Origin of the sequence: Pacificibacter sp. AS14 (genome assembly GCF_038899935.1) — a bacterium.
In the GTDB taxonomy this organism is placed as follows: domain Bacteria; phylum Pseudomonadota; class Alphaproteobacteria; order Rhodobacterales; family Rhodobacteraceae; genus Celeribacter.
Window position 1 is genome coordinate 135161 of sequence record NZ_JBBMQI010000007.1, and the last position, 25376, is coordinate 160536.

Sequence of the window (25376 nt, forward strand, 5' to 3'; positions counted from 1 at the left end):
GTTGATGGTGGTTTTGCTTTATATCAATGACTTATGGTGTAATGAACGGTGCGCTCTTTCTGAACTAGGGACGGCTGTCCAAGGGGCCGCGCCAGCATTGACGCACCCGCAAAAATGTTCTTATTACGTTCTAAAGGATCCGGATCCTCTTGTTGAAACATGACAGCGCTGCGCTGCCAGATGCTGGCCGCCATACTATTGGCGTGCTGGCTCAGAGAGGACATCCAATGCCACGCATTCCATTCTCCGACGTCACGTTCCCAAATCAGGGGGCTTCCACACGATATGAAGTCGAGAACCGACTGAAGCAGTTCATTGTCGATTACCGCAAAAATGCCTGCGCCTTGGGCAATGTGTATCCTGTGACCGAAAAGGCTCGGGCGACTACCGCACAGTTGACCGATCAATCTGCAGCACATCACACGCCCGCCGATGGCTCACACCGTGCGCTTTGCACAGATGAACCACCGCTTGCCGCTTCCTAGCAGGCGTCACCATTTTTTTGAATTGATGTCTAGCAACATCGCGTTGTCGAGAATCTGTTCAGCCAAGAGCTTCTTCAGCTTGCCATTCTCATCCTCAAGCGCACGCAATCGCTTCGCATCCGACGGTTCCATGCCACCATACTTCGATTTGTATTTATAGAACGTCGCTGAGCTGATCCCCTTCTCGGGACATTATCAGCGCTCCATAGAGAACCTCTTTGATAATCCATCAAATAAGGCTGGATCTCCGATCAAGGTCTCACAAGGAAGGTGGGGGCTGCGCATCGCTTACAGCCTACTTTATCAAAACGGAACAAGGAAGTCAGGCCAGAGGCGACTGTCTTTTACCGCCGTTGCTGGAACATGTCCTTCTAATACTCCGCTTTCGTCCGGGGGCATTATTGAAATGACATGGTCTGTATGTTTATCAACATAGGGGGATAGTGTTGCGATGTCTTTGTATGCAGCGACCACAAGTCTATTTGGCCAGTCATTTGAGGACACCCTGATGATATCATCCGCCAAGCTGGTGATCCGAATGTCAGATCGGTCTGGCAAACCGTCAGCAAGTGAGAAGGTCTGTGGTGCCTCATCGACAACACGGCCCAAAACAGATGCGTCATGCAATTGCTTTAGATCGTACTCATCAACATCTGAGGGCCGCAACACATTGGATGCCAAGCCAATTTTGCGGGAGATCAAACGATGTAGCAGGCAATCAAAAGACGCTGGCCCAAGATCGGGATGCACGGCCATTGGGAGATGAACAGTTACAGGGCGGCTCTGGCCGATGCGATGAGTCCGATCGTTGCATTGCTCTTCGACCGCAGGATTCCACCAGCGCGTCAGGTGAACAACGTGATTTGCAGCGGTCAGGGTCAAACCTGTGCCAGCCGCACGCGGCCCCAGAACAAGCACGTCAAATCCGTCGTCGCCGCCCCGATCTCGCTGAAAGCGTTCTGTAATCCACTGGCGGTCATCAATTGAAGTATCGCCGTTGATCAACATGACGTTCAGGTCGAATTCAAGGTTGAGGATTTCGATAAACCAAGCTTGGATGTCTCGATTTTCCACAAATACCAGCGCACGCTCACCTTTAGATTTTACGAAGCGCAGAACATCCATTGCAACACTTGTCCGAGCTGAGGCCCCCACAAAATCGTTAATTAACTCACCTTCGATCATTCCCGGATGCGCAGATATCCGACGTATGTGTTGTAATACCTGAAGAATACCGCCTTGTTTTGCACGTGCCTCATTATAGCGGATCGCCTGTGCCGGAGGCATTTGGCGTGGATACATGATTCGTACTTTTGGGGGAATAGTTGGATCCGCCTCAATCTTCGTACGTCGAAGACATAGAGCAGGGCGCGTTCTGCTCTTTTGAAACAACGCTTGTTGAAGTTGCGCCAGTCGGTTTGCGGACGGTTTCGCAAACACCCGATTGAACGTGGCCAACGGCCCCAGTGCGCCGGGGCAAATAACGTCCAAAATTGACCACAGATCCTGTGTCTTGTTTTCAATTGGAGTTCCCGTCAATCCAATCCAGAAATCTGCCTGCACAGCTTTGGCAGCCTGCGCGCGTTGGGTGCGGGGGTTTTTGATAAACTGCATTTCATCAAACACAGCGGTTGCACATTTTAGACCTGCAAAGCTGACTGCATAATTCGCCAGCGTTTGATATGTTGTAATAATGACACCGCGTTTGCCATGTAGTAACGACAGGTCAAGATGCGAGGTGCCGTCGCCAATATCTTTTCCACGCGCTCTGTCGTTACGCCATCCAGACAGGGCCGTTCCATAAAGCTGGTGGATAGGGCCAAGTGCATTCTGCGCCAAATGCAAATTAATCTCTGCCTGCCAGTTGCGCAACAGAGAGGTCGGCGCAACAATCAGAACCGGGGCCGGCTCAACCTCTCCGATCTCCATTTGGTGGTTCAGCCACGACAAAAACGACAATGTTTGCAATGTCTTACCCAAGCCTTGCTCATCGGCGTTCAATACACCGGGAAGTCCGGCTTTCCAAGCGTCGACCTGCCAGAAGAACGAGTTTGTTTGATAGCCACGCAAATCTGCCGACACAGCCTCGGGCAATTTTGTTTCTGACCCGCTGCGGGGCTGAACATCGGCAAAATAGTCCAGATCATGAAGGTTTGCGTGAACAATCGGAAGATATGCTTCGGCTGGCTCTGCAGCTATCGGTGCAGGTTCTGAAAGCAATGCCTCGCGGCGCTTTAACGCTTCGATGACCTCTGCAGTGACGGGCACTGTTCCCGTGTGCAAATCCAAAGACTTGTCCCCAGCAAGTAACGCGCGCTGTAGCATCAAGATTGTGTCACTGACTTCTTCGTCCGCAAGCGCACCGAGACATTCTCCCACAGTCGGCGACATCGTCGGCGGCAGCCACGGCAGGCCACTCCCTTCGTCAATCTCTGAAGGTGCTGGCGCTACAACGCCGACCCCAATAACACGGTCAGACCAGCCTGTCGTTTCAGTCCAACCTTCGTCGACAGTGCGTTCAACCAGTTCGACCGCCGTTTCCGGCGGGGTTTCATCGGTTATTGTGCCAGTATCACGGAACTGTTGTTCGACCGCCTCAGCAATCAGGCGAGGGGCATCATCGATAAACGATTTACGGCCTTCTATGTCGTCTTTCATAGCGTCGGCGATCACTTTAAGAACGGGCGCCGCTGAGCGGTCAATGACCGCGAAGGTGCCATCTGCAAGGCGGTACGTCGGCTGTTCACCTCGACTGTTCACCGCGGCTTGAAAGCTCAGTGTGTTGGAAGGCGACAACAGGAACTCGTCTTCGTTCGTCGAAACAGGTATGGGAGCGAACCTGTGATCTTCTGGGTCAATAACTTCCAAACTCAAGCGCCCGACGCTGACAATTTTCAGGCCTTCTAAAAAAGGATCAAGCACTGTCCCAGCAGCATTGCCCAAGAATGTCTTGTACGTTGCAAGTGCCCGCCAATGAGATTCAATAGGCGCAGCAGGATCGAACTTTTCTGCGAGCCTGATCGCCTGATAGATTGCATCGGGGATACGCATGCGCCGTTCTGAAATTTCAGGAAACAAGATCGTCCCAGTACGTGGCACGCTTTCTTTTCGCCCATTGCGCTCCCACCACCAAGCAAGACGCGCATCAGCACTCCCTATGGTGCCTTGCATTTTGGCCGCGAATGAAAGCCCATGTATTAATGGCGGTAGGCCCAAGGGGGCAGCAAAGGCGTCTTCAATCTGGGCAACAAGCCTGTGTGACAAGGTCAGGCTATCTGACTTCACGACACTTTGTGTCCTGTCAGGGTCCAGCGATCGCACACGCGCCAAAGCGTAGGTGAGCGCCTGATCATCCTGATGGATTACAGTTAGATCAGGGTTAGAACTGCGCTGGAACCTACGAAAGATACCTTTCGCAGCCTGCGCTGGAACAAGAACAATTGAATCTGCTCTGACCTCGCTGAGTATCAGTGATGTCATTGCAACCGTCCCCTGACCCATTCGCGCCAGCGTCCATGAATGTCATGAATTCGGGTGTTTGGATTGCCTTGCTCCAACGTGATACTTTCATCTTCATATACATCAAGGTAAAGTTGTGGGCGCTGCAATGCCCCCTCTTTAAAGATGTGAACCCGGTAGTTCTGAGATCCTTCAACGATAACGTTATTTCCTGCGCGCATAATCAAGAGAGACGTATCACGCTTTTTTCCCGATTGTTTTGCGTAGGCCTTTAAGGACATGTCCTGCGTACGATCAAATCGTCTTTGCGCTTCGTCCACTGCGTCTGAATGAAGAGCAACCCATGCCTCGGAAACCGTGCCCTCATCATAAAGGCGGGTCCAGAATTCTCTCCGCATCCGCCACGTCTCTGGGTTCTTATGCTCAACTGCAGATATGATATCCATGAAGGCAATAATGCTGTCTCCCGCCAACCACCGCAGCAGGACGCCACGGCAGTCCGGATCAACATCTTTCCAGATATGCTCACCAGAAATCCGGGGGTCTTCGAAGTGGCCCATCAAGAAGTCTATTATGTATTTTTGATCCGTCTTGGCAGGATTGTTACTTATCCAAGGACGCAGCAACAGATTGATCACGTCAATCATTTGCTTCCCTTGCAAACCAAGTACCCCATCCGGTCTGCACCACCTCATCAAACGGTCCATATCGGCGCGGGTTCGTACCGGTGGCAAGGTAGTGAGGAAGTGACGAGATGCTTCGGTACAAAAACCAATTGCGTGAGGATCGGTAAAGCCGCACGAGATTAGCATTTCGAATGGGTCGTCATCTTGCGCCATACGCATTGCAACCTTCAAAGCTCCTGCAGAGGGATCAAATGTCTCCGGCAAAGAACCCACAAGGTGCGCCAAGTGATCAGGCAATTTATCCGCCCGATCTTGCATTATCCCAGATACTTCAACGGTTAGAGGGTCATCCTCTTTCCAGCCTTCAAAATAACCCTCGCACATCGCTGAGAGCAAATTCGAACGGCTTGTTCGTGCGGCTTGTTGCAACAGAAATTTCTGCAGTTTTCTGAACGGGGTCAAGCGACCTGCACATGCTGCGCGTAACAGGATGGATACGTCAGCTTCGGTTGCGCCATCCCAATGATTTTGAGGCAGACGCTTGGTATAGCTCTCAGCAAGGTTATGAATGTCCTGAACAGAAATGGTTGATTTACGCTGATAGGCCACAGCAATTTCAGTACATATCTTAAAGAATGCCCCCGAATTGCTGGGGACGCGTTTTATAGAGCCGCTGAAAGCTGGGATGAATGCGCGAACTGTCATGGGGCATCCCTCCTTTGAAGGCCCTTTTTAATTTGTTCTATATTTTCAACACTTGCTGGGCGCAGCATAATGAATCTTAAATCAATCCGACGATTGGCGCTTTTTCCTGCGGGACTATCATTCTGCATCACGGGCCGATCCTCACCATACCCTGCAACAGACAAAACCGGCTGTTTCGTTAAATTCTGATGGATGTTCAAGTCGGGTTGGTGAGAGATCATCGCGCCGTAAGTCGTTGCGGCACGTTTGGAACTCAAATCGACATTGCCTGTGGCAGAGCCATCACTGTCTGTATGCCCTTCAATTTGCAAAGCTTCTACTATGGCAAAAGATGGATTGCATTGCTCGTTATGAGCAGACTGTTGTCCCAATGTATAACAGGGTAAAATGGCATGGATGAGTTCTGCAATCCGTTCGATTTTTGTTTGGCTCCCAGCTGACAAATTAGAGCTGCCAGAAGCGAACAATCCTTCACCTTGAAACTGTAAAGCATCCTTGCCAGCGCTCAATCTTACTCCAAGTTCTGGAAACTCCAAAGCGATCTGATCGCGGAGAGAAGTCAATAAGTTCACTCTATCCTCTGCCACAGCACTATTGTATTTTTGAAGAGGGTTGACTTCAATTAGGTTCAGTTGCTTGTGAGCGGTCTGCAACTCGACCTTTAAGCCAGAAATCTCTTGCTCTTGATCCTCGGACTGTTCTGCAAGTGCTTGGAGCTTGCTCAACTCGGATTTCAAACGCACCACTTCTTCGCGAAGCTGCAACAGTGTCGCAACATCGATAGTTCCGGCAGTCAAATCTTCAATCGCGCTGAGAGTTTCTTGAAGCTGGACTTCACGTTCTTCTAATTGTTCGATTACCAGTTCATGCTCACTTACCGGCACCGTTTGATCCGGCCTAAGTTGGCTTGCGAAGAACGCCAATAGGATCAGGACAATGAAAAGGATGCTGACAGTCATATCCGTCATCGAAATGAATGCGGATTCGTCTTCTTCATCGCTGTGACGTGCATGATGGCGGGCATTTCTCATTCGGACGTCAACGGACTAGATGATGCTGGTGGTTGATTATTGTCATATTCAACTTCAATCGTAGACCCTGAATCGAGTTCCGGTGTGACCTCGAGAATTAGTTCTGGTTCTGGCGAAAATGTTCGCGCACCTTCGATTACAGCTCGTAATCGCTGCAAAGCGTCAGCATACTGTCCGTGAACGTCACCAGAGAACGCCTGTACCTCAGTCATCGCTGCATCAAGGTTGGTCTTATATACCTTCAGGGCTGTCTCCATGTCACCATCGTAAGCTTTGGCGCGACTTTCAAACGCTTCAATTTGAACTTTGATCGCTTCAGCCGCTGAGCTCAAAGCGGTGGTTTGATGTCCGAGTGACACTTCCGCTCTCTCGACAAGATCAACACCCGCTTTCCCAATGAGTTGAGCAGTCTCTGTTGTGCCCGAAATCGCTTCAGCCAAAGGTGTCGCTCCCTTTTCGAGAGCCTCCGCAGCCTTCGCCAACTCTTGTACAACCACCTCAATCCGTCGGGATACTGCATCAAGACCCACTGTGGTATCTCGCATTCCTTCAGCTGCCTTTTCCATCTGATTGCCTGCATCGGCGATCGTCTTGTTCAAGCTTTCAGAGACGCCTGTTGCAACAGACTTCATCATGTCCGCGGCTGCTTCGCCGCCACGGTTGCTTGCTTCTTTTAATGGCGCTGAGAGGGCTGAAATAAGCTCTGCATTCAGTTTGGAGAGATGGGAGCGCAGCTCCTTCGTTTCCCCCAGTTGCTTTTGTGCAATATCTGCCAGACTAAGGAATTGTACACGTCGTTCAATAGCATGTGAAAGTGTAGCCACAGGACCATCAATGCGCCTCGATAATACCCTGATGGATAACCCAACAAGAATGGAGGCGAACAGACCAGATAGTGACATGATGAATTTTGCAGAGGCCACTGCAAGCAATTGACTTAGAGCCGCTGTCATTACCGCGGAGTCAGCGCCATCACCGGCATTTTTCAAAAGATCACCGGTTTGAACAAGAGCCGCAACCAATCCAAGAAACGTTAGAAACAAACCAACCGAAACCAAAACACCTGGCCAGAATCTCCACCGGCTCAATCCGAATCCAAGGCTGTATAAATTGAAAAACTCATCTGGCCTTTCTGAGTTTTGTATTACACCGTCATTCTCTTCACTTGGTTCAATGACTGTCTCACGAAACTCAGCCCAAATGTCCGCAAGGCGAACTTGAGGCCCACTTTCTTGCCATGCTTCGATACGGGCGCAAATTGAAGCGTAGTTTTTTGCAAATTCTCGCTCTCCACTTGTTTCGGTAACTAGGCGAGTAAGTTTAAGTACAGCGTGTCTTTGCCGCTCAGTGATGATAGCCATCAAAAAGACAATGACACTGGCGATCGTAAAAATAATTGCAGCGACGGTTCCCGGTACAGAGTCAATTGTCAGATATTTAGCCAAACCCAAGATGAAGTCTTTTGAGGCCAAGCCCAAGGTGTCCATAAAATTTTGCATAATATTATTTAACCGCTCTAAAATGTTTCATTTACCCACACTCTCTACGCGAGCATAAGACTGCCCTGCTTGAAGGCCGTCAATCTTTGAATCTTATTTAAAATCAAAACTTTGAAGTGGTCCGGCAAAATTGGACGTCGTGCTAAGATGTATCCAACCTTGAAAACAGGCTACACAAATGACGAAGAGACGCAGTTTTTCAGACAAGTTTAAAGCTACGGTGGCGCTCGAAGCGAACCACGTTTGGTGCAGTGACATCACCTACATTCCAGTGCGGCGTGGTTTCTTGTATCTGGTGGCAATGATGGACTGGGCCACGCGCAAGGTGGAGGCGTGGCGGCTCTCGAATACGCTGGACGCCAGCTTCTGTGTTGAGGCTTTGAAAGAGGCCATCGCAAAATACGGAAAGCCCGGGATTATGAACATCGACCAAGGATCGCATTTCACTGGTGCGGCCTGGATCACCCCTTTGACTGAGGCTAAAATCAAAATTTCGATGCCTCTCGTGACATTGGCTTTGCCAATGCACTGCCGGTAATAGATGGGCGTGGCCGTTATCTGGACAATATCTTCATCGAACGGCTGTGGCGGTCCATCAAACAGGAAGCCGTATACTTGCATGAATTGCAGGACGGGTTCCAAGCCAAACGCGTGATTAAAGATTGGGTCAGCTTCTACAACATCGAGCGGCCCCACACCGCTCTCGGCAAACGATCACCCGACGACGTGTTCTTCACAAAAGAACAGACGCAGAAGGCCGCGTGAAACCAACCAGATTACATCTTAGCTGAGCCGCAAACCTGTCCTAAAAAGCAGGACCACTTCAGGTATACAAGCGGGACGGTTACAGCCTTCGCACGTCGCGGAAACCGGCGATTGATGATGGCCTTCAATATGCGGATCTCCCAGAAGAAGAGCGTAAAGAAGTGCATTGGAAGAAGCTCTTCTGTGATGATTTGCACCGTGCGTTCGAATTGAAAGAAGCCGTTCGGACAGATGAGTCAATTGAAGTGGTATTGCCGGATATAACCCAAGCGGTGACAGCCAAGTGGAAGGCCTTTCAACGGAAAGGCAAGAAAAAGCGGGCGGGAACAAATATTACGGTCCCTGACGAACCAGGGGCCCGAACATTGCTCCGGTGGTTTTGGGATTACGAAGATGCTGGTTTTAGGATTGAGGGTCTAAGAAGCTGTATTAGTGAGTCAGGGAACTATACACAGCGGTTTGAACCTGGCGTGGTGGCGCTGCTCACGAAGTGCATCCAAGAGTACGCGACACGGCGCAGGAAGAACCAAGGACCAGCAGCAAATCTGTCGGCATTCCAAGCCGAGGATTGGCTGGCAGCTGGATCAGCAGGGTTCTCAGTGGCTTCGCAGGGCGAAGAGGCATTTCGCGCCGTCCTCACGGACCTTCAGCGACGTCAAGGCGTTCCATCTGGTGGCCCCAGCGTTGGCTGGTGCTTTTTTGTCTCCAAGAGAGATACATAGCGCATACGCTGGAAAGTACCGGACATGTCAGGTGAAGACGAACCCAAATATTTGCACTTCGAGGAACGCCAACGGCTGAAAGCGCGTTCCCGGCAAAATGATGAAGATCGGCTGGCACGCGCAGACGGTTTGGAGCAAGGTGGTCGGACATATGGTCCGACATGATGGGCCCAAGCAGGATCGCCGCTCCCCCGCCACCGCACTCGATCCGCCCTACAGTGCGGCCACAGTGCGGCGTCTCCTGAGGTCCCCGCGCTCTATGGGGCCGGGTCGCCAAGCCAAAACGCGTCAGTTGTGCATTCTAGGAGGCAAACGCCTCCCGCTCAGTGATCTTCTCAAACTCAGGCAGAAACTCTTCATGGTGCAAGGCCAGATACTTGGTGATCCGCTCATTGCTTACCAATCTCGTGACGTAGCCCCGCGCCAAAACGAGATCGAGATGATCTGCCCCATAGCTGTTCTCAACCAAACGGACTTCGCGTTCGAGGTTGGCGGACTCTCGTTCTATTAGATCAAGTTGTTCGCGAGAGATGCCTGTGAATTTCTTTGGCGTTGCACCTGCTATCAGTTGGCTGTCGGGTGTCGCCGCCAACAAAGAACGGGCGTAGTTGATGGTATATTTGTTCATGGTCACCATCAAGTGCGCCGCTTCAATCTGGCGCATCGGTTTCATCTTCTTGAGGATTTGAAATCCGGTGAGTGCAACCTGCTTGTCTTTCAGCATCTCTGCGGCTTCGGGACAAATGCCATCAAGCAGACGCCTTTTTTCTTGAAGCGTTCTGATGTTCACGTTTAGCGCTTTCGCCAAACGCTCTTCAGACGCACCTAGGGTTAACGCGCGCAGGATCATTTTGTGTTCTTGAATGGTTGCAAGCCTGCTGATCCGCTTGTTGTAGGTAAAGGCTTCATCGTCGGTGGAAATGATGCACTGCGTGTTCGTAGCACCTTGGTCCTTTAGCACTTCTAGGCGCAAATGGCCGTCGAGCAACGTGTATTGCTTTGGGTCCCTTTGATCGCGCGAGACAATGATCGGTTCGACAAGGCCAATTTCCCGAATGGAGGCAGCGATACGATTGAATTTAACTGTTTCCTTTGTTTGCGGGCTAACCACATACAAAGGTGCGATCTGATCAAAAGTAATGCGCTGCAAATCGCGTTCGAATGCGGCGGCAACCACATGTTCTTTGCGCTCGGAAATCATGTCATAGTCCATCAATGCGGGTCAATCGATCCGCGATGGTTTTGGGAATGTTGGATAGACCTTCGGCGCGTAACAGGGTGACAAAGTTCTCGTCGGAAAACAGCGTTTTCAAGGAATGGGTCAAGAACAGCATTTCGCTTCTGGTCGCCCCAGCCTTGCGCAGCAGGATTTTCTTCTTCTCGACGTCGTTTTGATATGTGCGTAGCAAAGTTTCGACCGAAAGGTTTTTTCGCGTTCTCTTGTCCGAGGTGCCGCGTCCTTTGCCAAAACTCTTGCGGGCTTCTACCAAGCGTTTCGCCGCCATCAGGCGACCGCCTCGCAAAACCTTACTCTCATAGGCCTGGCGCAACACTGCTTGCACACCAACATCATCGGCTTCAGCGATATCGACAGCGACGCTCACAGGGATCTTTCCACTTTCAACGGCGCGCAGAAGTCGATGTTCGTGGCTTTCCAAAAGACGAATGACGCCGTGAACGTATTTGATAGAAAGCTGGGTCTTCGTGGCGATTTCACGTTCGGAGTATCCGCTGTCCTTGAGGCGCTTGATGTCCCTCAGCAAATCGAGTGAGTGGTGCTGTCTTCGCGCGAGGTTTTCTACCAAGCTCATCACAAGACAATCTCCGCTATTCGCGGTGATGACGACAGCCGGGATTTTTCTTGCTTTAGAACCTTAAAGGCTTCCAATCGTCCTTGGCCGCAGACCAGTTCGTATGAGAGAACACCGCTCTCATCATCTTTGCGGGCAGCAACTGTAATTGGGCGTTTCAAGCCAAGCTCAGCGATATTGGCGACGATTTCATCAAAGACTTTTTGATTGCGTACACGAGGATTGACCACAGTGATCGTATCCACCGCGATCAGTTCGGTATGTTCCTGCGGGGTATCAGACATCATGCGACCTCCAAGATTGAAGTGCGCTCACACATGGCGAAGAAAGGTGCGAGGTCATCAAAGCGGTATGCGTCGAACGAAAGGCCATTACTTTGCGAAAGGCGCAATTTAGGAAGTGCTATGTCCGCTGTCGGGAGCAGGTAGTAGTCGAGTGGCGTTTCGTTGGCCTTATCCATGCGCACCACCACAGTGATGTCCGGCAAGAGACCGGTATCCAACCGTATGTTCCATCGATACGCCCCGGCACCGGTTTGCGTACATCTGGCAATGACGAAAGATGCAGAAAATTCATGATTGATGGTCAGCAAGCCAAATTTGGCATTTTGTTGAACGTGCTCGCCAATCTGTTCGATCCTATTCACCATCTCATACATTATCCCAGAATGAATTTTTCGCAGACGTTTGTTGATCTCGATGTATCGATAGTCTTTGTCTGGTGTGAAACCGACCAATTTGTACGCTCTGAGTAAGCTGCCGAACCTGCTTTGATACGCGCCGCTGGACGGTAAGGTGCTGGCCTCATCGATGACAATACCAGATAGGAACCCATGCGTTTCGAGTGCGCCTCGCAGTCTATCCAGCATTTCTTCGTCAGAATAGCGCTGCGCTTTCGCAGCAAATATGGCCTTTGCGGCGGCAAACAACCCAGCATCGACAATCGCTTCAAATGCACCTTCGGATCTAACCCAATTATTTGGATCATTGCGTACATGGCGCTGCTTCAACTTGAACGAACTGCGATTCCAGATATTGTTGCCGATGTACTTTTCGTTTGAAAGAAGCTGGCGCACCACAGACGGTGTCCAGTTCCTGCCCCGATCAGTTCTTATGCCCTTCGCGTTCAAATCGGCTGCGATCATGGCTTCGGATTGATTGTCATCTACAAAGCTATGGAAGATCTGTTTCACAACCGCGATTTCATCGTCGGGCCCCGGCACAAGTGTCACCCGATCCGTTTGAATGCTCTTATGCTCGCCTTGCGCAAGAACGCCTTTCTGATTGCCGGCTTCGTCAATCAGCATCCGCCGCAAACCAAACCCTGGTGGGCCGCCTTGGCGATAGCCCATCTCGATCAATCGGGACTGACCCGCAAAAACCTTTTGCGACAGCTCTCGGCTGTACTCGCCAGCCATCGCACGTTTGACGCCTTTAACGATGGTGGAAACCGGGCTGCCGTCATTCTCAAATTGCTCGGCGCAATACTCGACTGCTATGCCTGCACGTTTGCAGATGTATTCATAATATGCGCTTTCATCGGCATCTTGAAACCGACCCCAACGGCTGATGTCGTAGACAAGAACGGTTTTGAAATCCGTCTGCCCAGCTTGGATGTCTTCGAGCAGCTGTGTCAGACCATCACGGCCTGTAATCCGCAAGCCGCTTTTGCCCGCATCGGTATAAGTCTCAATGATCTGATAACCGCGTTCTTCAGCGTAACGCGCAATCGCGTCTGATTGGTTCTCGGTCGAGTAACGTTGATGGTCTGTCGACATGCGGACGTATTGTGCTGCCTTGCGTGCATTTGGCGCATTAACCCCACGATGATCGCTAACTGACAAATCCAATGCTTCTGCTCTCCGTCGTTCGAGTTCTTAAATCTGCACAACTCGTCTGCGATTCCTTGTTCCATTTTTAACAGAGGAAGGGCGGCAACATGTTTCCTAAGACAGGCAACACTTTTCAAAAGGCAGGTAAAAAAACGAATCCACAGATAGAATACCGTGACGCGATTTGGAGTGCGCTGACCGGCGAGTTGGGCGGCACACATCAGGCGACCAAGACGATGATGCGGTGGACTGGAGTAAGTGAACGGACTGCGAGAAACTGGATTTCAGGTTCTCATGCGCCAGCTGGAGAACATCTGATTGAGCTGATGCGGAACTCTGATGCCGTACTCTCAGCGGTGCTCGTTCTTGCGGGGCGTAGGGAGGCGCATGCGTTTGTGCGCCTCGATTTGGTTCGAGCGGAACTTCAAACCATGCTGAAAGCGATTGATATGATTAAAGGGCAGGGAACACCCAGCCAAGACTAGCTTATTGACCCAAATTTCGAGATTTGCGCTTGAATGGCAATTTTATGGGATCCAAAATTGCAACACCGCCTACAATGCCGTATTATTATGGGGTGAATGAATTCAAAGGCTTATGACTGTGACATTGCAATACTATGGATCAATCTACAGACGCTTTGGCTATCCTGTTGGAGTATTCATCAAACGGGACCTGAAATTGCATTTCGATTCATAATAGACGGCTTCATCTCGATTTTCACGAGGTGGAGCCGCTATGTGTTGAGGCGCAAGTCTGCAAAATAATGTTGCCCCTCATTCGGATTACTGGTTTGTACTGCGCCATGGTGAAACAGACCCAAGATAGCCCCACGTTTGCGTTGCAAAACGTCTTTGTCACGCGCGATGAAAAATCGATCTTGCGGGATGTTTCGGTGCATGTGGATGCACTGCGTGTTGGCGTTGTCGGGCGCAATGGGTCAGGTAAAACCACACTCGCGCGGGTATTGGCGGGCTTGGTTGAACCGAGTGCAGGCACGGTTCAGATTGGCGACATTGATCCAGCAAAAAATCGCAAAGCAGCAATCAACATTGTAGGCATTTTGTTTCAGAATCCCGACCATCAAATCATTTTCCCAACGGTCGAAGAAGAGATCGCTTTTGGACTGTTGCAACAAGGGTTTGGCAAAGCCGAGGTTGCGGAAATGGTGGCAAAAACACTGGCAGAGTTTGGTAAATCACATTGGGCCAAAGCTGCGATCCATCAGCTGTCGCAGGGACAAAAGCAACTGGTCTGCTTGATGTCTGTACTGGCGATGAAACCGCGTGTGGTGATTTTGGACGAGCCGTTCTCAGGCTTGGACCTGCCCACAAAGATGCAACTCGCGCGGTATTTTGAGCGCATCACATCTGCCATCATTCACATTTCGCACGATCCTGATTTGCTCACCACATATGATCATGTGCTGTGGATTGATGAGGGCGCTTTGCGTGGGCAGGGCGCGCCTCAAGTGGTTTTGCCAGACTTTATAACCCAGATGCAAAAGATCGGAGAGGCCGATGATATCGCTGACCTCACCGATTAGGACATGCGCCCACAATTGGCCTGCCGGACCAAAACTCATGGCGCTTTGCTTTGCTACGATGGTTCTTTTTGCCCAAAATGGTGTCATGTTTCACCTGAGTGTCTTTGCGCTGGTGATGGCGATCTACGCTTTGGCGGGGCGCACATTCTTGCGCTTTGGTTTGACGCGCCTTCGTGGCCTTTGGCCGTTTATTGCAGTGGTGATGATCTGGCATAGCCTAACAAAAGACACCACTTTAGGGGCCACCATTTCACTTAGACTGTTGAATGCCGTGGCGATGGCCAACCTTGTGACATTGACCACAAAGCTGTCAGATATGATCACGGTGGTGCAGTGGATGACCACGCCCCTGCGACGCTTTGGTCTTAGGACGAAGCAATTGGAGCTTGGCATTGCTTTGGTCGTACGCTTTACACCTGTTTTGGCATACAAAGGCATGCAATTGGCTGACGCGTGGCGCGCCCGTTCGGGCAAACGCCCCAAATGGCAGACGATTGTACCGCTTGCTGTGTTGGCCATTGATGATGCAGAATATGTCGCAGATGCCATCAAGGCACGTGGCGGACTTTAGAATGGATTGAGGACACAGTATGGAACGAAATTTAGCATTGATTGCATTGTTTGCGGCACTGATCGCGGCTTTGGGGTTAATCCCTGCTTTCACTTTGGGGTTTGGCGTGCCGATCACGGCACAGACTTTGGGTGTGATGCTCTGTGGTACGGTTTTGGGCGCAAAACGCGGCGCTCTTGCGGTGTTGCTTGTTGTGCTTTTGGTCGCTTTGGGTCTGCCTTTGTTGGCGGGAGGCCGTGGTGGCCTTGGTGTCTTTGCCTCTCCAACTGTAGGGTTCTTGGTCGGCTGGCCTATTGGCGCATTCGTCACGGGGTTTATCGTTGAAAAGCTGCGCTTCGGATCGCTGGGCATGACGGCGGCTTTCGCCTCTGTCGTTGGCGGTATTTTGGTGGTTTATGTATCGGGTGTGATTGGGTTGTCGATCGTGCTGGATAAAACCATTCCTGAAGCGACTTTGTTAGTTGTCGCTTTCATCCCCGGCGATTTGATCAAAGCCATCTTGGCTGGTGTGGTGACATCCGCACTGTATACTGCGCGTCCCAACAGCGTGTTGTCGCGCGCATGAGCTCTTCCGCGATCATAGAGGCTCTAGGGTCGCGGAAATCTGTACGTCACTTTTTGCCAACACCCGTGCCACAAAGTGACGTTGCACGGATTCTATCGGCGGCACGTTTGGCCCCGAGCGGCGGTAATTTGCAACCGGGACGCTTTCATGCGTTGACGGGGGCGTCGCTTTTGCAGCTGTCACAGGCCTTGAATGACGCCGCGACATTCCAAAACTCCACGTCCGAGTATTCTTATTTTCCGCACCCAATGCCTGCTGATTTGAAAGCGAAACAACGCGCAGCGGGTTACGCTTTGTATGAGGCGCTTGGGATTGATCGCCGTGATTTCGAGGGCCGTAAACAGCAGTTCGACAAGAACTATCGCTTCTTTGATGCACCTGTCGGCCTCATCGTCACCATCCACAAAGACATGGGCAAAGGCTGTTTTATGGATTTGGGAATGTCCTTGATGGCGCTGTTCATGGCGGCGCAGGATCTTGGCTATGCCACGACAGGCATCGGCGCGATTGCCAAGTATGGATCTGTTGCGCATAGCGCATTGGGTTTACGCGATGACGAACTGGTGGTCTGCGGTATTGCGCTCGGGTTTGAAGACACCGCGGCCCCCGTGAACCAATTTCGCACCGAACGGGACGATTTGGACCAGTTCACTACATTTCATGGTTTCGACACTGACAGTTAAGCGCGTAAGACCATGGCGGTGCCAAGCCCGCCGGCTGCTGCAATAGCGGCCAATCCATACCCACCCGTTTGTGTCAGCTCGTGAAACAATCTAACTGCATTGATCGCACCTGATGCGCCAATCGGGTGCCCGCGCGCCAATGACCCGCCGCCGATATTCACGCGCGCTTCATCCAGCCCCGCGCCATGAACACAAGCCATGGCTTGCACCGCATAGGCTTCCATTATTTCAGACATCGCAAGCTGATCCGGTGCAATTTGCACATGGCTCAGCGCGCGTTTGATGGCCAAAACAGGCGCCAGTCCAGGCATGTCGGGCGTGTCGCCAAGGGTGCAACCTGCGATGATTTCGGCTTTTGGCCCATCGTAGGCATCGGCAATGTTTTGGGACACCACAAGGCAAAACGCGGCTGCATCGGCGGCAACGCTTGTGTTGGCTGCCGTGATCGACCTCGACAGCGGCTTGGCGCGTGCTGCAATGGCTTCAGTTAATTTGCGGCTGAACGGATCAACATTTTGACCGTTGATCGGGGTGATTTCTTGCACCATTCGCTCTTGCGCGGCCAAAGCCTTTTGATGACTGAAAATCGCCCAAGAATCTTGATCCGCGCGTGAAATGCCAAGCCTGCTTGCCAAGGCTGCGGCAGCATCTTGCATCAATGGATCGCGATCTGGCCAAGGGGTAAAGCGCGCTTGCTGATAAGGGCGCGCAGGGTGACCGTCGGCAAATGTCTCGTGGCGGAGTGGCGCGCGAGAGTAGCTTTCAACGCCGCCTGCAATGACCGCATTTGCTTGTCCCGATCGCACCAAAGCGTCCGCCAGATTGAGCGCGTCCAGACCGCTGCAACATTGCCGGTCCAAGGTCAGTCCCGCAACATGCGTCGGCAGTCCTGCCGCCAAAGCCACATGCCGCGCAGGGTTGCCGCCCGCGCCAAGGGCATTCCCTGCGATCAGTTCATCCACTTGGGTCGGCGCAATGCCCGAAGCATTCAAACAATCGATCACCACAGGGGCTGCGATGTCGTGCAGCGCGTAATCCGCAAAGGCGCCCCCGTGCGGCACCACCGCGCTGCGTTTCGCAGCGATGATAAAGGCACGTGTCATGTTTGGGCCTCCAGCCATTTTGCCAAAGTGATCAAATCGGGTTTGCCCGAGGTAAGCAATGGCAATGGGTCGATGACCAACATGCGGCGCGGGGCTTTGAGCGGCCCAAATGTGTCGCGGCAGGCTTTCAATATTGTGTCTTCTGACGCTGTTTTGCCTTGGACTATTAGGATCAATCTGTGACCTCGAAGGGCATCTGGCTGAGCCAAAACGATGGCATGCTCTGGTGCAAAACGGTTCGCGACAAAGCTTTCGATTTCTTCGGGAAACACGTTTTGATCGGCCACAGTGACCATACGGTTTTTGCGACCTAACAAGTACAGGTGGCCAGCGACATCCAAGCGTCCATATTCACCGATAGTCACAAACCCGTCTTGGAAGCGCGTGTCTGCACTGGTGCCTTGATCATATCCGTCGAACACATAAGGGCTTTTGACCCAGACCTCGCCTGTGTTTTCGGTCTCGTTGCCCAAAGGATCGGTGAAGCGCAGCGTCACGTTTGGATAGGGGGCACCGACAGAACCGTTTGGCGTCAGCGTATTGGCGATAGTGATAAAACTGGTTTCAGACGCGCCGTAAAACTGTGTCATCACGGCGTTTGGAAAGCTTATCCGCACAAGGCCTCGCAGGCCGTCTGGCAAGACGCCGCCTCCGATTATGATGTGAAGTATGGAGGGGCACGACGTGTTTGCGGCGCAAAGCATCGCCAGTTGTGTCGGGGTAATATAGAGCAGCGTCGCGTTTTGGCGTAAAATTTCATCACATTGCACATCAGGACGAAGCCCTGCCAACATGCAAATGTCAGCGCCGATATGTGCGGCTTCGATGACACCGTAAAGCGCCAATGAATACCCGATCCCGCCAAAGACTGCCGTGCAACTTTGTTGGGTGATGTCGAATAGCTTTTGGTTGATGTCAAAACTGGCGATCCAAGACGCATGACTGCGTGCAATGACTTTTGGCGCACCTGTGCTGCCGCCTGTTTCGCAAAACAACTGCGGCGTTAGGGTCTTAAATGCGCTTGGCTGTGCATTTGTCACACGGATCGACCCGCCCGTTTGGATGCAAGTGCGCATTGCGGCCGTGGCCTCACAATGCGTTTGGTTTTGCTGGCTCATCTGCGCAGGTACACGAATTTCGCAACACGGCGACCATGAAAAATGAGAGCGGGCGTGGGTCATATTGGTCCAAGGTAAAAGCACGGGAAAGCGGTCCTTGATACCAGACTACATCGCACAAGCAAATTGGCAAAACGATGTGCCGCGCGTAAGGCCTTTTCGTTTCGCACTTGAAAACAACGGCAATTGTGTGAACTGATGAATTGTATATGAGAAGTCTTATTATCAGCCTATGCGCCGCGCTGTGTTTGGCGGCGATCGCTTTTGTGATTGCTGGCGGTTCAGTGCGGGCGCGTGAGACTCAAAAAGCAGAAGGGCGTTTGTCGCTTTATCGCTCAACTGTTGTGGCCGAAATTGAACGGTTTTCTCATCTTCCCTATGTTTTATCGCGTGACCCACATGTTGTGTCCACCACCATCGGCGGGGAGCGCGATACTTTGAATTTACGATTGCGCGAATTCGCAGCGCGCGCTGGCGTTGATGCAATTTACTTGATGCGCCCCGATGGCGAAACCATTGCGGCCTCCAACGCACACACCCCTGCTAGCTTTGTGGGGCAAAACTATTCCTTTCGCCCCTATTTTCAGCAGGCTCTGACTGGCGAACAAGGGCGGTTCTACGGCATCGGCTCCACCACGGGGTTGCCTGGCTATTTTATTGCAAGTCCGGTGTTTGGGCCGTCTGAAACCATTTTGGGGGTGATCGCACTCAAGTTGGATCTAACGCGATTGGAACGCGACTGGCGCGATGCGGGCGAAAAGGTTTTGCTGGCAAACGACGACAGTGTTGTGGTTTTGGCGTCGAATTCGGAATGGCGGTATCGCACGCTGTCACCACTGAATGATGAACAACTTGCCCGCATCACTTTGGCGCGCCAGTTTGCCAATCAAGCGCTTAAGCCACTGGATTGGCAGCAGGGGGCACAGGATCGTATTCGCATCGATGGTCAAAGATTGTTGCATTTGAAAACATCGCAGATGCCGCACGATTGGGTGCTGCACTATATGACCAGCGAAGAACCAATCACGACCGTGAGTTGGCTTGCGGCTGTATCGACCCTTATTTTGGCTGCCGGTTTTGTGATCGCGTTTCAGTTTCGGAGAACCTTGCATATAGGGGCGGCCTTGCGCCAATCTGAAGCGGAAGAAGTTGAATTACGTCGCGCGAACGAACGGCTTGCAGTGGAAATCGTTGAGCGCGAGGCGGCGCAACGGCGTTTGCAGCGCGCCCAAGGTGAATTGGAACGGGCCAGTCGTTTGGCCGCCCTCGGCGAATTGGCGGCCTCTGTCACACACGAGTTGGGCCAGCCCATTGCTGCCTTTCGCAATCACATCGCGGCGGCTGAAATGTCGGCAAATGCCAGTGCTGTGGTGATGCCAAAACTGTCTGGGCTTGTTGATCGGATGGAAGGCATCACGCGCCAATTGCGATTTTTTGCCCGCCCCGGTGCGCCGGATTTGAAACGCGTGAACTTGGATGAAGCCATGACCGAAGCCATCGCGTTGATCGCACCGAATTTGGAGGGGGCAGGGGCCGCATTCAGTCGCACCAAGTCACCGACCCCTGTGTTTGTGCATGGATCGCAATTGCGGATCGAACAGGTGATGACCAATCTGTTGCGCAATGCGGTGGACGCCGTCGAGGACAGTCCAAAACGTGAGCTTGATATCACCGTTGGGCAAACAGGTCCAACTGCTTGGTTTGAGTTGCGCGATACGGGGCATGGTTTGGGGCAATCGAGTTTGGAAGATCTGCAAGAGCCCTTTGTGACCATCCGCGAATCTGGTCGCGGGATGGGGCTTGGCTTGGCGATTTCAGCCAGTATCGTCAAAGAGCATGGCGGCACGATGCAGGCGCACAATAGCGCGGACGGCGGTGCCGTGTTTCGCGTCGAATTTCAGGCCGACACAACGGTGAACGCCAATCAGGAGACCGACTTATGAACGATCCTCAAGCGATACGGGTTCTGGTTGTTGATGATGATAAGTCCATGCGGGTGTCGTTGATGGATTTGTTGGAAGCCGCGGGCTTTGCGGCCGAGGCTTTGCCGCGCGCGGACCAAGTGGCAGACAGGTTGCCCAGTTTTGCCCCCGATGTGATCGTCTCTGATGTGCGCATGCCGGGGATGTCGGGGTTGGATCTTTTGGCGAGCCTGCCCAAGCAAGGCACCCCGCCGCTGGTTTTGATTTCGGCCCATGGCGACATTCCCATGGCAGTGAAAGCGATGCAGGATGGGGCTTACTCCTTTGTGGAAAAACCCTACGAGCCGCGCAGGTTATTGACGATCCTGCGGCACGCGGCCGAACAATACCGGTTACTGCTGGGTACGGAGCGTTTGAAAGCACGGCTGGCGGAGCTGTCAGGATTGGACCGCGTGTTTTTGGGGCGCACCGATGACATGGTGGCGCTGCGCGAAGAAATTTTGAACGTCTCTGCCAGCGATGCGCCGCTGTTACTGTTGGGCGAAACCGGCACGGGCAAAGAACTGGTGGCGCGGGCCTTACATGATTTAGGGCCGCGTTCAGACGGCGCGTTTGTTGCAATCAATTGTGCAACACTGACGCCCGAGAATTTCGAGCGCGATATGTTTGGCATCAAAGGCGGACCTGCTGGTAAAATCATCAGTGCCTCAGGCGGAACGTTGTTTTTGGACGAAATAGGCGCCTGTCCGATGCAGGTTCAGGCGATGCTTTTGCGTGTCATTGAACAGCGTGAAACCATTCCGATTGGGGCGCTGACGCCAGTGAAACTGGATTTGCGTGTTGTTTCTGCCACCAACGAGTCCCCAGATGATGCGGTGATGGATGGCAGGCTGCGCCGCGATCTGTTGTTTCGGATCAACACAGTGACTTTGAACATGCCGTCCTTGCGTGAACGCCGCGATGATATCGCGTTTTTGTTCACACATTTCGTGGCGCAGTATGCCCAAGTCTATGAGGTCACTGCCCCTGACATGACCCAAGAAGACATTGCCGCTTTGCTTGCTCATGATTGGCCGGGCAATGTGCGCGAGTTGCGTAATGTGGCCGAACGTCGGGTTTTGGCAGCAAAGCGGGGTCTTGGGTCTGTGACGCAAGCGCTGCAGGCCGATCACGCTTTTGATGATGTGCCCAACACGCTGCGCGAAGCGGTGGCCAGTTTCGAGCGAGAGCTTATTGCCAAAGCGATCAAGGCCCATGAAGGCCGGATGGATGCTGTGGCCGAGGCTTTAGGGATCGGACGGCGGACCTTGAATGAAAAAATCGTCAAATTGGGACTAAACAAAGACGATATTCTTTAGGCTTTACCCGCTATATTTGCCCTGCGGAAATCCGCAGGGATAAAGGCTGTCTGCGCGCGGGTTTCTTCGTATCGCGGTTATGTTCCTTAATAGATCATGTGCCTCAAGCTGCACGATATGTGTCGGCCGATGATCTTTTGGGAGGATATCATGAATAAATTTTTGGGACGTGCTGCTGTGGCAGCTTTGGCCGTAAGCTTTGCTGGCGAAGCTATGGCAACCGAATGGAATGTTTCTGTTTGGGGTAAACGCCGCGCCTTTACCGAGCATGTTGAAAAACTGGCCGAGTTGGTGTCTGAAAAGACTGGCGGCGAATTTACACTCAACATTTCTTATGGCGGCCTGTCGAAGAACAGAGAGAACCTAGATGGTATTTCCATCGGCGCGTTTGAAATGGCGCAGTTCTGTGCGGGCTACCACGCTGATAAAAACCCATCCATCACCGTGATGGAATTGCCATTCTTGGGCATCAGTTCTTTGGAAATGGAACGCGATATTTCCATGGCCGTTTATCAGCACCCTGCCGTACAAGCCGATTTGGCGCGCTGGAATGCGAAACTTTTGATGCCATCGCCTCTGCCGCAGTACAACTTGGCAGGTCTTGGCGATGTGCCAAGCTCGATTGCTGATTTTGAAGGTCTGACTGTGCGCGCGACTGGTGGTATCGGTGCTGCTATGGAAGCCGCTGGCGCTGTTCCGACATCAATGTCGGCCACAGAGGTACGCCAAGCGATGGACAGCGGTGTTATTCGTGCGGCGTCTTTCGCACCGCATGCACATATGTCTTTTGGCACTGTTGAAAACGCCACGTGGTGGACATCAAACCTTAACCCGGGCGCCGTGAATTGCCCTGTTGTTGTGAATATCGATGCCTATGACGCGCTAACAGACGCGGAAAAAGCGGCACTTGATGGGTCTGTTGATGAAGCGTTGGATCACTACATCGCTTACTACAACGATAAAACCATGGCTGCATGGTGGCCTTTGTTGGAAGAAAAGGGCATCGCGCAAGTGACCTTTTCTGACGCTGATCTAGAAGCATTTAAAACGGCTGCAGCAGCGCCAGCAGCTGAGGCTTGGATCGCAGAGAACAGCAAACGCGGATTGCCTGCGCAAGAGCTTTACGATCTCGTGATCAGCAAAGTCGCAAACGGCATGTAATTTGCCTGACCAGTATCTGGCCCGCCTTGCATATGCAGGGCGGGCCTTTTGGGTCGAAATTTTTAAAAATCAAAAGGGGAACGTGAGATGGCTGGTTCTGCATCAGTGCTCACCGACGACAGTTGGCTGAGCTATGTCGATCAAAAACTATACAAAGTGGAAAGCGTCTTGGCTTTGATCAGCGGGCTGGCCGTGTTCAGCTTGATGCTTTTGGCTGTTGTGTCCGTGACAGGACGTAATTTTTTCGGGCAGCCTTTGCCGGGCTACGTGGATTGGATCGAGCAAGCCATGCCTTTGATCGCCTTCATGGGCATCGCCTTCACGCAACGTGACGGCGGACATATTCGGATGGATATGGTGGTCGGCGTGCTCAAAGGGCGGACGTTGTTCACGCTTGAGTTGCTGACAACCTTGGTCATGTTGGTGTTCATGCTGTTGATGGTCTGGGGCACTTGGGCGCATTTCCAACGCAGCTTTGATTTTGCTTCTCCTTTGTGGAGCCGTGACAGCTCTATGGACATCGGTTTGCCGATTTGGCCTGCCAAATTACTGGCGCCCGTTGCCTTTTGTGTACTTTGCGCGCGATTGGTCGTGCAGATCATTGGTTACGGAAAAGCGATTGTATCTGGCACGCTGGAACCAGTTGCGGTTCCGCTGCCCATAGATGTCGCGACCCAAGCCGCGCTGGAGGCCAGCACGGTCTCTGGCCATGATGAATAAGGAACGCGAGATATGGAACCTATTGAAATTGGTATAGTTGTCTCATTGGGCCTTTTGGTCTTGGTGATCATGGGCATGCGCGTGGCCTTTGCGGCGGGCACTGTTGGTCTTGTGGGACTGATCTGGATTTTTTGGGCCAAGAAAGGCTTTGATCCAAATGATTTTGGCTGGGCCTTGACCGTGGCTGCAAAAACAGCGGGGCAGGTGCCGCATTCGAAAGTCTCAAGTCAAGCGTTGAGTTTGATCCCCACGTTTATCCTGATCGGTTATTTGGCCTATTACGCAGGCCTGACAAAAGCGCTGTTTACGGCGGCCAAACGTTGGATCGCTTGGGTGCCCGGTGGTTTGGCCGTGGCGACGATCTTTGCCACCGCGGGATTTGCCGCTGTGTCAGGGGCTTCGGTTGCCACATCAGCCGTATTTGCGCGCATAGCGATCCCTGAGATGTTGGATGCAGGCTATGACAAACGCTTTGCCGCGGGTGTTGTGGCGGCAGGGGGCACATTGGCCTCTCTCATTCCGCCCTCTGCGATCCTCGTGATTTACGCCATTATCGTGGAACAAGACGTGGGCAAGCTTTTGTTGGCGGGCTTCATCCCAGGCATGTTTTCGGCTTTGATCTATGCTTTGTTGATCATCGGCTTGGCCATGACGATCAAAGGCTTCGGCCCATCCGTTGGTGGGTTCACTTGGCGCGAACGTTTTGAATGCTTGCCTGCTGCTGCGCCTATTTTGATCGTTGTGTTGACGATTGTCTTGTTCGTCTACAATCCCTTTGGCGGCGATGCTTGGGGCACGCCAACAGAAGGTGGTGCGATTGGTGCTTTTGTTGTGTTCCTGATGGCGCTTTACCGTGGCATGCGTTGGAATGAATTGAAAAGCGCTTTGTTGGAAACGGCTAAATTGACGGTGATGATTTTCACTATCATTTGGGGCGTTCTTATATATGTACGCTTTCTTGGCTTCGCAGATCTACCCGGCGCCTTCTCTGATTGGCTAGGTACATTGTCGATGCCGCCTTTGATGATCCTGATCTGTATCCTGCTGGCTTATGCTGTGCTGGGCATGTTCATGGATGCAATTGGCATGATGCTGCTGACCTTACCTGTGGTCTATCCCGCAGTTATGGCGCTCAATGGCGGTGAGTTGGTGTCAGCTGCTGACAGTGCCTTCGGGATGTCTGGTCCGATGTGTGCGATCTGGTTTGGTATTCTGGTGGTCAAGATGGCGGAGTTCTGTCTGATCACACCCCCTATCGGCCTCAATTGTTTCGTTGTGGCTGGGGTACGTGATGATCTTACCGTGCAAGACGTGTTCAAAGGTGTGACGCCTTTCTTTATCGCAGATGCCATCACCATCGCTTTGCTAGTCGCCTTCCCGATGATCGTCCTTTGGCTGCCAATGCAGGCCTAAATCAATGATGCGAGTCGGTTTTCCGACTCGCATTTCTGCCTTTTGAGGCACGAACACTACCGCTTTCCATGTGATTCACGCGACATTGATGTGACAAACCCAAATTCTCCTCAATATCAGAACATAAATCGAAGATTTTTTGTGCAGTAAAGCCAATAAAATAAGGGGTTTAGAACAAAAAATGCAGTTAACATATGGAAAACCATAAAAAGGGCTTGCGGGCTTTGTTTGTTAGCCTTAGAACCCCCCTTACCGGAAGCGAGACGATGTGGACGGGTTGAA

The 25376-nt window shown here is 52.1% G+C and carries 22 protein-coding genes and 2 pseudogenes; 13 read left to right on the plus strand and 11 right to left on the minus strand.

From position 1 onward, the window contains the following. Positions 1–227: 227 nt before the first annotated feature. The gene (locus WNY38_RS09360) at positions 228–485 is read left to right on the plus strand and encodes a hypothetical protein (protein WP_342857073.1); all 258 of its coding nucleotides are present in this window, start codon (positions 228–230) and stop codon (positions 483–485) included. On the opposite strand, the pseudogene WNY38_RS09365 reads toward WNY38_RS09360, so the two are convergent. The 5 genes and pseudogenes from WNY38_RS09365 to WNY38_RS09385 all read right to left on the minus strand — a co-directional run. Next, positions 388–665: pseudogene (locus tag WNY38_RS09365) on the minus strand (transposase); the annotation flags it as partial. The gene WNY38_RS09360 and the pseudogene WNY38_RS09365 sit on opposite strands and share 98 nt — an antisense overlap. A 123-nt stretch (positions 666–788) precedes the next feature. Then, entirely contained in the window at positions 789–3965 is a 3177-nt protein-coding gene (locus WNY38_RS09370) for a DEAD/DEAH box helicase (RefSeq protein ID WP_342857074.1), read from the minus strand. After that, on the minus strand, positions 3962–5275 hold the full coding sequence (locus WNY38_RS09375; RefSeq protein ID WP_342857075.1) for an EH signature domain-containing protein: 1314 nt from the start codon (positions 5273–5275) through the stop codon (positions 3962–3964). The genes WNY38_RS09370 and WNY38_RS09375 overlap by 4 nt, the downstream gene beginning before the upstream one ends. Beyond that, positions 5272–6306 carry an OmpA family protein gene (locus tag WNY38_RS09380; protein WP_342857076.1) on the minus strand — a complete coding sequence of 345 codons (1035 nt, stop codon included), beginning with the start codon at positions 6304–6306 and terminating at the stop codon, positions 5272–5274. Before WNY38_RS09380 ends, WNY38_RS09375 begins: the two co-directional genes overlap by 4 nt. Then, on the minus strand, positions 6303–7805 hold the full coding sequence (locus tag WNY38_RS09385) for a hypothetical protein (protein ID WP_342857077.1): 1503 nt from the start codon (positions 7803–7805) through the stop codon (positions 6303–6305). Before WNY38_RS09385 ends, WNY38_RS09380 begins: the two co-directional genes overlap by 4 nt. A 241-nt stretch (positions 7806–8046) precedes the next feature. Here WNY38_RS09385 and WNY38_RS09390 point away from each other — a divergent pair. Next, positions 8047–8570: pseudogene (locus tag WNY38_RS09390) on the plus strand (DDE-type integrase/transposase/recombinase); the annotation flags it as partial. A 746-nt stretch (positions 8571–9316) separates the two neighbouring features. After that, positions 9317–9457, plus strand: coding sequence for a hypothetical protein (locus WNY38_RS09395; protein WP_342857078.1), 141 nt, complete (start codon positions 9317–9319; stop codon positions 9455–9457). Between the two features lie 136 nt (positions 9458–9593). On the opposite strand, the gene WNY38_RS09400 is transcribed toward WNY38_RS09395, so the two are convergent. Genes WNY38_RS09400 through WNY38_RS09415 form a run of 4 tightly spaced genes read right to left on the minus strand, consistent with a single transcriptional unit; the run spans position 9594 to position 12946 of the window. Continuing rightward, positions 9594–10505, minus strand: coding sequence for a plasmid partitioning protein RepB C-terminal domain-containing protein (locus WNY38_RS09400; RefSeq protein ID WP_342857079.1), 912 nt, complete (start codon positions 10503–10505; stop codon positions 9594–9596). Beyond that, the gene (locus tag WNY38_RS09405) at positions 10495–11103 is read right to left on the minus strand and encodes a plasmid partitioning protein RepB C-terminal domain-containing protein (protein ID WP_342857080.1); all 609 of its coding nucleotides are present in this window, start codon (positions 11101–11103) and stop codon (positions 10495–10497) included. The genes WNY38_RS09400 and WNY38_RS09405 overlap by 11 nt, the downstream gene beginning before the upstream one ends. Then, positions 11103–11390 carry a ParB N-terminal domain-containing protein gene (locus tag WNY38_RS09410; protein ID WP_342857081.1) on the minus strand — a complete coding sequence of 96 codons (288 nt, stop codon included), beginning with the start codon at positions 11388–11390 and terminating at the stop codon, positions 11103–11105. The genes WNY38_RS09405 and WNY38_RS09410 overlap by 1 nt, the downstream gene beginning before the upstream one ends. Beyond that, on the minus strand, positions 11387–12946 hold the full coding sequence (locus WNY38_RS09415) for a recombinase family protein (RefSeq protein WP_342857101.1): 1560 nt from the start codon (positions 12944–12946) through the stop codon (positions 11387–11389). The genes WNY38_RS09410 and WNY38_RS09415 overlap by 4 nt, the downstream gene beginning before the upstream one ends. 95 nt (positions 12947–13041) lie before the next feature. On the opposite strand from WNY38_RS09415, the gene WNY38_RS09420 reads away from it, so the two are divergent. The 5 genes from WNY38_RS09420 to WNY38_RS09440 all read left to right on the plus strand — a co-directional run bounded on the left by WNY38_RS09420 (position 13042) and on the right by WNY38_RS09440 (position 16299). Next, positions 13042–13419 carry an XRE family transcriptional regulator gene (locus tag WNY38_RS09420; protein ID WP_342857082.1) on the plus strand — a complete coding sequence of 126 codons (378 nt, stop codon included), beginning with the start codon at positions 13042–13044 and terminating at the stop codon, positions 13417–13419. Positions 13420–13739: 320 nt separating this feature from the next. Continuing rightward, positions 13740–14480, plus strand: a complete 741-nt coding sequence (locus WNY38_RS09425; RefSeq protein WP_342857083.1) for an ABC transporter ATP-binding protein — start codon at positions 13740–13742, stop codon at positions 14478–14480. Further along, complete coding sequence (locus WNY38_RS09430) at positions 14455–15051, plus strand: energy-coupling factor transporter transmembrane component T (RefSeq protein ID WP_342857084.1); 597 nt, start codon at positions 14455–14457, stop codon at positions 15049–15051. Before WNY38_RS09425 ends, WNY38_RS09430 begins: the two co-directional genes overlap by 26 nt. Before the next feature lie 19 nt (positions 15052–15070). Then, the gene (locus WNY38_RS09435; RefSeq protein WP_342857085.1) at positions 15071–15616 is read left to right on the plus strand and encodes a biotin transporter BioY; all 546 of its coding nucleotides are present in this window, start codon (positions 15071–15073) and stop codon (positions 15614–15616) included. Then, on the plus strand, positions 15613–16299 hold the full coding sequence (locus tag WNY38_RS09440) for a nitroreductase (RefSeq protein ID WP_342857086.1): 687 nt from the start codon (positions 15613–15615) through the stop codon (positions 16297–16299). Before WNY38_RS09435 ends, WNY38_RS09440 begins: the two co-directional genes overlap by 4 nt. On the opposite strand, the gene WNY38_RS09445 is transcribed toward WNY38_RS09440, so the two are convergent. Together WNY38_RS09445 and WNY38_RS09450 are read right to left on the minus strand one after the other, a co-directional pair. Next, a complete protein-coding gene (locus tag WNY38_RS09445; RefSeq protein WP_342857087.1) occupies positions 16296–17402 on the minus strand; it encodes a thiolase family protein in 1107 nt (368 codons plus the stop codon). The two genes, WNY38_RS09440 and WNY38_RS09445, sit on opposite strands and share 4 nt — an antisense overlap. Beyond that, complete coding sequence (locus WNY38_RS09450; protein WP_342857088.1) at positions 17399–18583, minus strand: AMP-binding protein; 1185 nt, start codon at positions 18581–18583, stop codon at positions 17399–17401. The genes WNY38_RS09445 and WNY38_RS09450 overlap by 4 nt, the downstream gene beginning before the upstream one ends. Positions 18584–18729: 146 nt before the next feature. Here WNY38_RS09450 and WNY38_RS09455 point away from each other — a divergent pair, with 146 nt between their 5' ends. From WNY38_RS09455 to WNY38_RS09475, 5 genes are all read left to right on the plus strand, one after another. Next, positions 18730–20463 carry an ATP-binding protein gene (locus WNY38_RS09455; protein WP_342857089.1) on the plus strand — a complete coding sequence of 578 codons (1734 nt, stop codon included), beginning with the start codon at positions 18730–18732 and terminating at the stop codon, positions 20461–20463. Next, the gene (locus WNY38_RS09460) at positions 20460–21800 is read left to right on the plus strand and encodes a sigma-54 dependent transcriptional regulator (RefSeq protein ID WP_342857090.1); all 1341 of its coding nucleotides are present in this window, start codon (positions 20460–20462) and stop codon (positions 21798–21800) included. Before WNY38_RS09455 ends, WNY38_RS09460 begins: the two co-directional genes overlap by 4 nt. Positions 21801–21950: 150 nt before the next feature. Beyond that, positions 21951–22961: a TRAP transporter substrate-binding protein DctP gene (gene dctP / locus WNY38_RS09465; protein ID WP_342857091.1), complete on the plus strand. Its 1011-nt coding sequence runs from the start codon at positions 21951–21953 to the stop codon at positions 22959–22961. A gap of 87 nt (positions 22962–23048) precedes the next feature. Then, positions 23049–23681, plus strand: a complete 633-nt coding sequence (locus WNY38_RS09470; RefSeq protein WP_342857092.1) for a TRAP transporter small permease — start codon at positions 23049–23051, stop codon at positions 23679–23681. Between the two features lie 12 nt (positions 23682–23693). Then, positions 23694–25094 (plus strand): TRAP transporter large permease, encoded by a 1401-nt coding sequence (locus WNY38_RS09475; protein WP_342857093.1) that lies wholly within the window; start codon positions 23694–23696, stop codon positions 25092–25094. Positions 25095–25376: the final 282 nt, after the last annotated feature.

Coding starts and splice junctions, on each gene's coding strand:
- WNY38_RS09375 (WP_342857075.1), bottom strand. CDS start 5,275: ATGACAGTTCGCGCATTCATCCCAGCTTTCAGCGGCTCTATAAAACGC.
- WNY38_RS09385 (WP_342857077.1), bottom strand. CDS start 7,805: ATGCAAAATTTTATGGACACCTTGGGCTTGGCCTCAAAAGACTTCATC.
- WNY38_RS09470 (WP_342857092.1), top strand. CDS start 23,049: ATGGCTGGTTCTGCATCAGTGCTCACCGACGACAGTTGGCTGAGCTAT.
- WNY38_RS09460 (WP_342857090.1), top strand. CDS start 20,460: ATGAACGATCCTCAAGCGATACGGGTTCTGGTTGTTGATGATGATAAG.
- WNY38_RS09440 (WP_342857086.1), top strand. CDS start 15,613: ATGAGCTCTTCCGCGATCATAGAGGCTCTAGGGTCGCGGAAATCTGTA.
- WNY38_RS09405 (WP_342857080.1), bottom strand. CDS start 11,103: ATGAGCTTGGTAGAAAACCTCGCGCGAAGACAGCACCACTCACTCGAT.
- WNY38_RS09410 (WP_342857081.1), bottom strand. CDS start 11,390: ATGATGTCTGATACCCCGCAGGAACATACCGAACTGATCGCGGTGGAT.
- WNY38_RS09455 (WP_342857089.1), top strand. CDS start 18,730: ATGAGAAGTCTTATTATCAGCCTATGCGCCGCGCTGTGTTTGGCGGCG.
- WNY38_RS09370 (WP_342857074.1), bottom strand. CDS start 3,965: ATGACATCACTGATACTCAGCGAGGTCAGAGCAGATTCAATTGTTCTT.
- WNY38_RS09420 (WP_342857082.1), top strand. CDS start 13,042: ATGTTTCCTAAGACAGGCAACACTTTTCAAAAGGCAGGTAAAAAAACG.
- WNY38_RS09395 (WP_342857078.1), top strand. CDS start 9,317: ATGTCAGGTGAAGACGAACCCAAATATTTGCACTTCGAGGAACGCCAA.
- WNY38_RS09360 (WP_342857073.1), top strand. CDS start 228: ATGCCACGCATTCCATTCTCCGACGTCACGTTCCCAAATCAGGGGGCT.
- WNY38_RS09425 (WP_342857083.1), top strand. CDS start 13,740: ATGGTGAAACAGACCCAAGATAGCCCCACGTTTGCGTTGCAAAACGTC.
- WNY38_RS09435 (WP_342857085.1), top strand. CDS start 15,071: ATGGAACGAAATTTAGCATTGATTGCATTGTTTGCGGCACTGATCGCG.
- WNY38_RS09450 (WP_342857088.1), bottom strand. CDS start 18,583: ATGACCCACGCCCGCTCTCATTTTTCATGGTCGCCGTGTTGCGAAATT.
- WNY38_RS09400 (WP_342857079.1), bottom strand. CDS start 10,505: ATGGACTATGACATGATTTCCGAGCGCAAAGAACATGTGGTTGCCGCC.
- WNY38_RS09475 (WP_342857093.1), top strand. CDS start 23,694: ATGGAACCTATTGAAATTGGTATAGTTGTCTCATTGGGCCTTTTGGTC.
- dctP (WP_342857091.1), top strand. CDS start 21,951: ATGAATAAATTTTTGGGACGTGCTGCTGTGGCAGCTTTGGCCGTAAGC.
- WNY38_RS09380 (WP_342857076.1), bottom strand. CDS start 6,306: ATGAGAAATGCCCGCCATCATGCACGTCACAGCGATGAAGAAGACGAA.
- WNY38_RS09445 (WP_342857087.1), bottom strand. CDS start 17,402: ATGACACGTGCCTTTATCATCGCTGCGAAACGCAGCGCGGTGGTGCCG.
- WNY38_RS09430 (WP_342857084.1), top strand. CDS start 14,455: ATGATATCGCTGACCTCACCGATTAGGACATGCGCCCACAATTGGCCT.